At 34.1% G+C, this 6166-nt stretch carries 4 protein-coding genes; all 4 read left to right on the top strand.

Annotation, left to right across the window (positions count from 1 at the left end):
• Position 1: 1 nt before the first annotated feature.
• From I2E70_RS10295 to I2E70_RS10280, 4 genes are read left to right on the top strand one after another with little or no spacing between them, the layout of a single operon-like run.
• A complete protein-coding gene (locus I2E70_RS10295) occupies positions 2 to 634 on the top strand; it encodes a hypothetical protein (protein ID WP_416385333.1) in 633 nt (210 codons plus the stop codon).
• Between the two features lie 17 nt (positions 635 to 651).
• Positions 652 to 1008, top strand: a complete 357-nt coding sequence (locus tag I2E70_RS10290) for a PrgI family protein (protein ID WP_155173272.1) — start codon at positions 652 to 654, stop codon at positions 1006 to 1008.
• A complete protein-coding gene (locus I2E70_RS10285) occupies positions 944 to 3346 on the top strand; it encodes a VirB4-like conjugal transfer ATPase, CD1110 family (protein ID WP_229060304.1) in 2403 nt (800 codons plus the stop codon). The genes I2E70_RS10290 and I2E70_RS10285 overlap by 65 nt, the downstream gene beginning before the upstream one ends.
• A gap of 46 nt (positions 3347 to 3392) precedes the next feature.
• Positions 3393 to 6032: a phage tail tip lysozyme gene (locus I2E70_RS10280; RefSeq protein ID WP_195424656.1), complete on the top strand. Its 2640-nt coding sequence runs from the start codon at positions 3393 to 3395 to the stop codon at positions 6030 to 6032.
• Positions 6033 to 6166: the final 134 nt, after the last annotated feature.

Genomic DNA, 6166 nt, shown 5'->3' with positions numbered 1-6166 from the left:
GATACTCTTCTTTTTGGAAATGGCTTCTTGGTATAAGTTTATCAGGAATCAAGGAGGAGATGTGACATGGAGATTGTTTCTTGAAATTGGCATCAAATACGTTATAGCTTTGTTCTTATGTTATAATTCAGCAAAAATATTTGATGCTATTATCTGGGTCTGTAACGCTATGGCTCACCTTGTGGGGTCTACCTCAGTTGCAGATGTTTTCAAGTGGGAAAACGGGAAAAAGGGAAACTTCTTCATTAAGATCTTTGTAAATATCTTGTGTACTCTTGTAGGAGGTATAACTGTACTTTCTACTAACCTTATTACACTATTAAGGTTTATTGAGATGTATCTTCTCAAAGGAATCGCTCCTATTATTGTAGCGTTCTTTATGAATGATGGAACACGAGATATTGCGATTGGTTTCTTTAAACGCTGTGGAGCTATTGCTTTACAAGGAGTTGTGATCGTTCTACTATTTGTGGTTTGGTCAGGAATTAATGCAGATTCTCTTATCACTATTGATAAAGGATCATGGCTAGGTGACTTTGTAGCTGGATTTACTTATTTAGGTAAATGTATTGTATTCTTGGTTATGCTATTTGGTTCACAAAGAATGGCAAAATCATTACTACAAGTAAACTAAGCTAGAAAGGAATATACATGAATAAACTAGGATCTGAATTTCTAAAACCATTGAGTTCTTTTAAAAGTGGTGGAATGAATTTTAGAATGTTTTTAATGATTATTGGATTATCTTTAGGAGTAGGATTATCAGTTGTGATTTCCTTACTTGGTTTACCAGATATTCTAATGTATCTATCATTAATTATTATTTGCCCTCCCTTTGTCCTATATGGATTGGAGAAAGAAACAATTGTAAAAGATATTTTGAAATTTAAGTTTACCATACAAGAAAGATCATACATGACAGAATTTGAAAGTGAGGACTTAAATGATCTTAAATTTACGCAAGAAAAAGGTGTCCACGAATGGAACGAACAAGACACCTTTGAGTAAGGCAGAAAAAGCAAGGGCTAAACAATTGCAAAATGCAATGAAACCTAGCTCACAGAATACAATTAAATATACTTCATTGTTTGAAGATGGAATGATGCACATAACAGGAGAGTATTATTCTAAGACATGGGAATTAGGAGATGCTAACTACTTAACAGTTACAGAAGATGATAAGATTGATATTATTGATAATTACGCTGAGTGCCTGAATGGGTTTGATTCAGATAATGTATATCAATTAACAATCCTAAACCGTCCGATTCCGTCAAATATGTTGGATAAGATCACTTATGAGTTGACAGGTGATAAAAATGACGATTTGAGAAGCGAGTACAATAAAATGATTGCTTCACGGTTTGCAACCGATCAGAAGAATTTTCAAGTTAAAAAATTCATCACGGTTTCAACTGATTCACACGATATTAAAACAGCATACTCAAAATTAAAAGATATCGAGAACAATTTGACTGAACAATTTAAAACGGTTGATATTAATATCAAGCCTTTAAATGGATCAGAACGATTAAATATCTTTGGTGATATCTTACGTGGGAATCCTTATTTAGATGTTGATTATAATGATGTTCGCATTTCAGGATTAACTACAAAATCATTCATTGCGCCTAATAGAATTTGGTTTAAACAAGATCAATTCATGTTAGATGATAAGTTTGCATCAGTTCTATATATTCGTCATTATCCATCATTTCTTAATGATCGCTTGATTAAAAGCCTGACGGATATTGGGATTGAAATGGTTATTAATATTCAGGTCATTCCACATAATATTGGCGAAACATTGCGAGAAATTAATACCATTGAAGCAAAAGCGAAAATGGATATGGTTAAATCTCAAAAACAAGCCTTTAAAGGTGGAGTTTCAGGAGAATTAGCATCTTCTGGTGTTGCTAAACAAACGACAGAAGAAGCTCTTAAATGGAAAACTGAAATTGAAGATAATGACCAAAAGATTTTCTCTGGGGTAATCTGCGTGATGCTTAAAGCTGATACAGAAGAACAATTGGCAGATTATATCAACCGTGTAAAACAAGTTGGACGGAAACACGTTTTAGATTTTGATGTAGTGAATTATCATCAAGAAGAAGCGTTAAATACAATCCTACCGATTGGTAAAGCATATCTAGATATTAAACGTAACTATCTACGGGATATGACGACTGCTAATATTGCTACTCAAATTCCATTTACTAATACAGACTTACAGTCGGATAGCCCTACAGCTATTTACTACGGTCAAAACCAACTCTCAAATAACGTTATAACACTTGATCGCCAACGGGATCTAAATACTGCATCAGGAGTTGTTTTAGGTTCATCAGGATCAGGTAAATCGGTATTTGTAAAAGCTAATGAAGTTATTCCAACAATTCTAAAATATCCTGAGGATCGTGTGATAATCGTTGACCCAGAAGATGAATACTCAGATATTGGTCGTGCATTTGGGGCACAACTAATTGATATCTTCCCAGGTTCAAATACACATCTAAATCTGATGGATCTACCTGATGAAGATGCTCTCTCTAATGAAGATGGACTAGATCCTATTGGACAAAAAGCATCTCTTATCATGGGATTCTTTGAAAATATTTTATCAGAAGTAACTGATGAAGATTTCTCAATGATTGACCGTGTTACTCGTCTTTGTTATGAGAAAATTACAGATCGAACACCTACCTTGTCAGATTGGCATGACATTCTTTTAAAACAACCTGAACCAGTTGCAAAACAGTTAGCCCTTAAATCCGAATCATATACTAAAGGTTCTCAAAATGTATTTTCTTTTGAAACAAACGTTGATATTACAGATAAAGTAGTTATTTTCAACTTAAAGAAGCTGACAGGTAAATTAAAATCGTTCGCTCTGATGGTGGTGCAAGACTATATCTGGAATCAGGTCGTAAATAATCAAGGTAAGCTGACAACCCGTATTTATTTTGATGAAATGCAGAATCAATTTCAAACGGAAAATCAGGCACAATTCTTTACTGATCTGTATGCCCGTGTTCGTAAATATGGTGCTATTCCAACAGGGATCACACAAAACGTTGAGACCTTGTTAGAACGCTCTCAGGGAAGAAAGTTATTGTCTAATAGTGACTTTATTGTTTTGTTGAAACAAAAGAAAACTGATATTAGAGAACTAACAGAAGTAGTCAATTTGACACCTGCCCTTATCCGTTTTATTGAAAAACCAAAAGCAAAAGGAACGGGCTTAATTATTGCGAACCATAATATAGCTGTACCTTTTGAAAATCCAATTCCAAAAAATACTAAACTTTTTGAAATTGTTGGTACTGATGCTTATAAGAAGATCTAAAAAATCCCTCATTCCTTGAGGGATTTTTTTCTAAGAGGAATGAGAAATGAGTGAAAAAGAACAAAAAAACACAAGTCGTAAATCATCAAATGTAAAATCCATTAGGACACATACAGTTGATAAAAAAGACACTTCTCAACGAAAATCAGTTGTGAAGTCAAAAAAGGATTTAAAAAAGGCAAATGCAAACACAATTTCTAAGGTTTCTAGTGCTTCATCTGATGCTGTTAAAAATGCTCTTGGACAAGTTAGTAGAACAGCTTTAAGACAAAATGATGTCACGCAAGATGCTGTAGAAATGTATTACAAATTCAAAAATAATAAGCGTGCTTCAAAATACACTCTCAAACTGCTTAAGAAAACAGGTAGAGGTGGTAAATATGTTGGTAAGAGTACAGCAAAAACAATAAGTAAAGGTGCTAGATTTACCAAAAAAAGCGTAACTGTTTTAAGACAATCAAAAGCAACTGCGACAGCAACTAGATCAATGCAATTAGCCTTACATAGATCAATGCAGATTGCTAGACAATCGGCTGTGTTGATGGCAAAAGCAGTTGTAGCTATGCTTGCAAATCCAGTTTCATTAATGGTAACAGGTGGATTAGGATTCATCATGGTGCTGTTAGTTGCAATTAGCTCTATATTCTCTAGCAATGTTGTACAACAAACAGAATTTACTTTAAATCAATCATGGCTACAAATTTCAAAAACTGATAGAGAAAAGTCAAATTCAGATGTTGAATACTATACAAACATTGATGATATTTTAGGCTTTATGAACTACAGATATGGTGGTGAATGGGAACCAGATGCAAGTTGGGGTGATGGTACAGGTGGTGCTATTAGTGGATTCTTTGGATTCAATCACTATTCTGATGCTCTGAATGATATCTGGCTTTCATTGAATGATGATAAAGATAATCTAAAAGAGATGAAAGATCTATATAAACCTGGTGGATCAGGTAAGAAATGGATGATTTTGGACAAAGATGATTATAACGACTATAACGATATTTTAGAAGCTCAGAAAGAAACGGGTAAATATTCTGGCTATATAGAGCTTGATAATCCGTTATCTGCTTCAGAACCATCAGGGGTCGTTTATATCACTAGTAGATATGGATATAAAGATAAAGATACAATTGATCCAACAACAACTATCCAAACTCAACCTAATAGTAAATTATATGCTCCTTTAGATGGTAAAATCTCGATTACAAAGAAAGACCTTTTAAACGAAGATACTAAGACAGAAAATATTATCATCACTACTAAAGATTCAAAATTCATTTTTTATGATGTTGAAAATATCAAAGTAAAAGATGGTGAAACGGTAGAATCAGGTAAGGAAATTGCTACTGTGAAAAAGGATTCTGTTGAACAAAAAATAGCTTATGCTAAAGAGTACGGTAAAGTTGACGATAGTGATTCTGCATGGCTTAAAGATATCAGGGATAATAAATCCAACTATGGATACAAAGCTAAAGATAATAGAGTTTGGGTTTTAGTCAATCCAGGTTTCTATTTTCAATTTGTCGAATATCGGCAAAAAACTACTGTGACAACCTCAGTAGATATGGACGCAGATATTTCAAAAAGAATTGATCAAGTCTATAACCTTATGAAGAAATACTATCCAAAAACAACTAAAACGGGAGCAGCAGCCTTTCTAGGTAACTTCTGGGTAGAAAGTAGCATTAATCCAAAAAGAGCAGAAGGTGACTATTTAAGTCCACCAGTAGGGGCAACGGATTCATCATGGGACGATCCTCAATGGTTAGAAATAGGTGGTCCATCTATTTATGGTGGAAGATATGCTAATATTATCCACCGTGGTTTAGGTTTGGGACAATTTACAGACACCTCAGATGGAGGTCGAAGACATACATTATTACTTGAATACGCAAAAAGTAAGAATAAAAAATGGTATGATTTAGAACTTCAAATAGATTTTATCTTTAATGGTGATGATGGTTACCATCAAGGGTACGCTAAGAAAATTGCAGGTGCAGATGATAGTCAAGATGTTGCAAGTGTAGCTAATGAATTTGCTACCTATTGGGAGGGAAATTCAGGAGATAAAGCAACACAACGGCAAGCCTATGCTAAACAAGTTTTAGATTACCTTAAAAATCCATCAGGTGGAAAATATAAAGGATCTATTAATAGAAATGGAAAATATGCTCCTATCTTTGATACTGATTTTTGGGTTATGCAACCATTTGGAAGAACTCCTTGGTCACAAGGGGCAGGAGCATCATTATATACCATTACAGGGCAAAATCTAGGTCATACAGGGGTCGATTTATCGCCTGTAGGGGTACAGTATGGAACAACCGTATTACCTCATGATTATCCAATCTATAGCGTTACAGACGGTACAGTTTATGCTGTAGGTTCATCAGGAATCGGTGGTAACTATATCATGATTAAGATTAAAGATACAAATCAAATGGCTTACTATGGACATTTGAAAGAAGTTCCTAATTTTAGCTCTGGTCAAGAGATTAAAGCTGGTCAGCAAATTGCTTTATTAGGTCATTCAGGACAAACAACCATCTTCCATTGTCATTTTGAAGTGTCAAATTCTACAACCGTTGCAGGAGGAGATAGTATAGATCCATCAGGATATATCATCAAAGAGGGAACTCTAACTCAAAATCAGGAAATTTCAGTAAAAAAATAGGTGAATTTTATGGTAAATAACAAGTTTATAAAAAAGTTTGTATTTGGGGTTACTATAGCAGTGATCTGTTTAGTTGCAATATTTGTGCTTCTGCTTTCTAGTGGACAGTCAAGTAAAACTAATCAGGATATTTC

It is taken from the genome of Streptococcus parasanguinis, assembly GCF_015556095.1.
GTDB lineage: Bacteria > Bacillota > Bacilli > Lactobacillales > Streptococcaceae > Streptococcus > Streptococcus parasanguinis_Q.
Note: the sequence above shows the minus strand (reverse complement) of the source record. Positions and strands in the feature narration are given on the sequence as shown.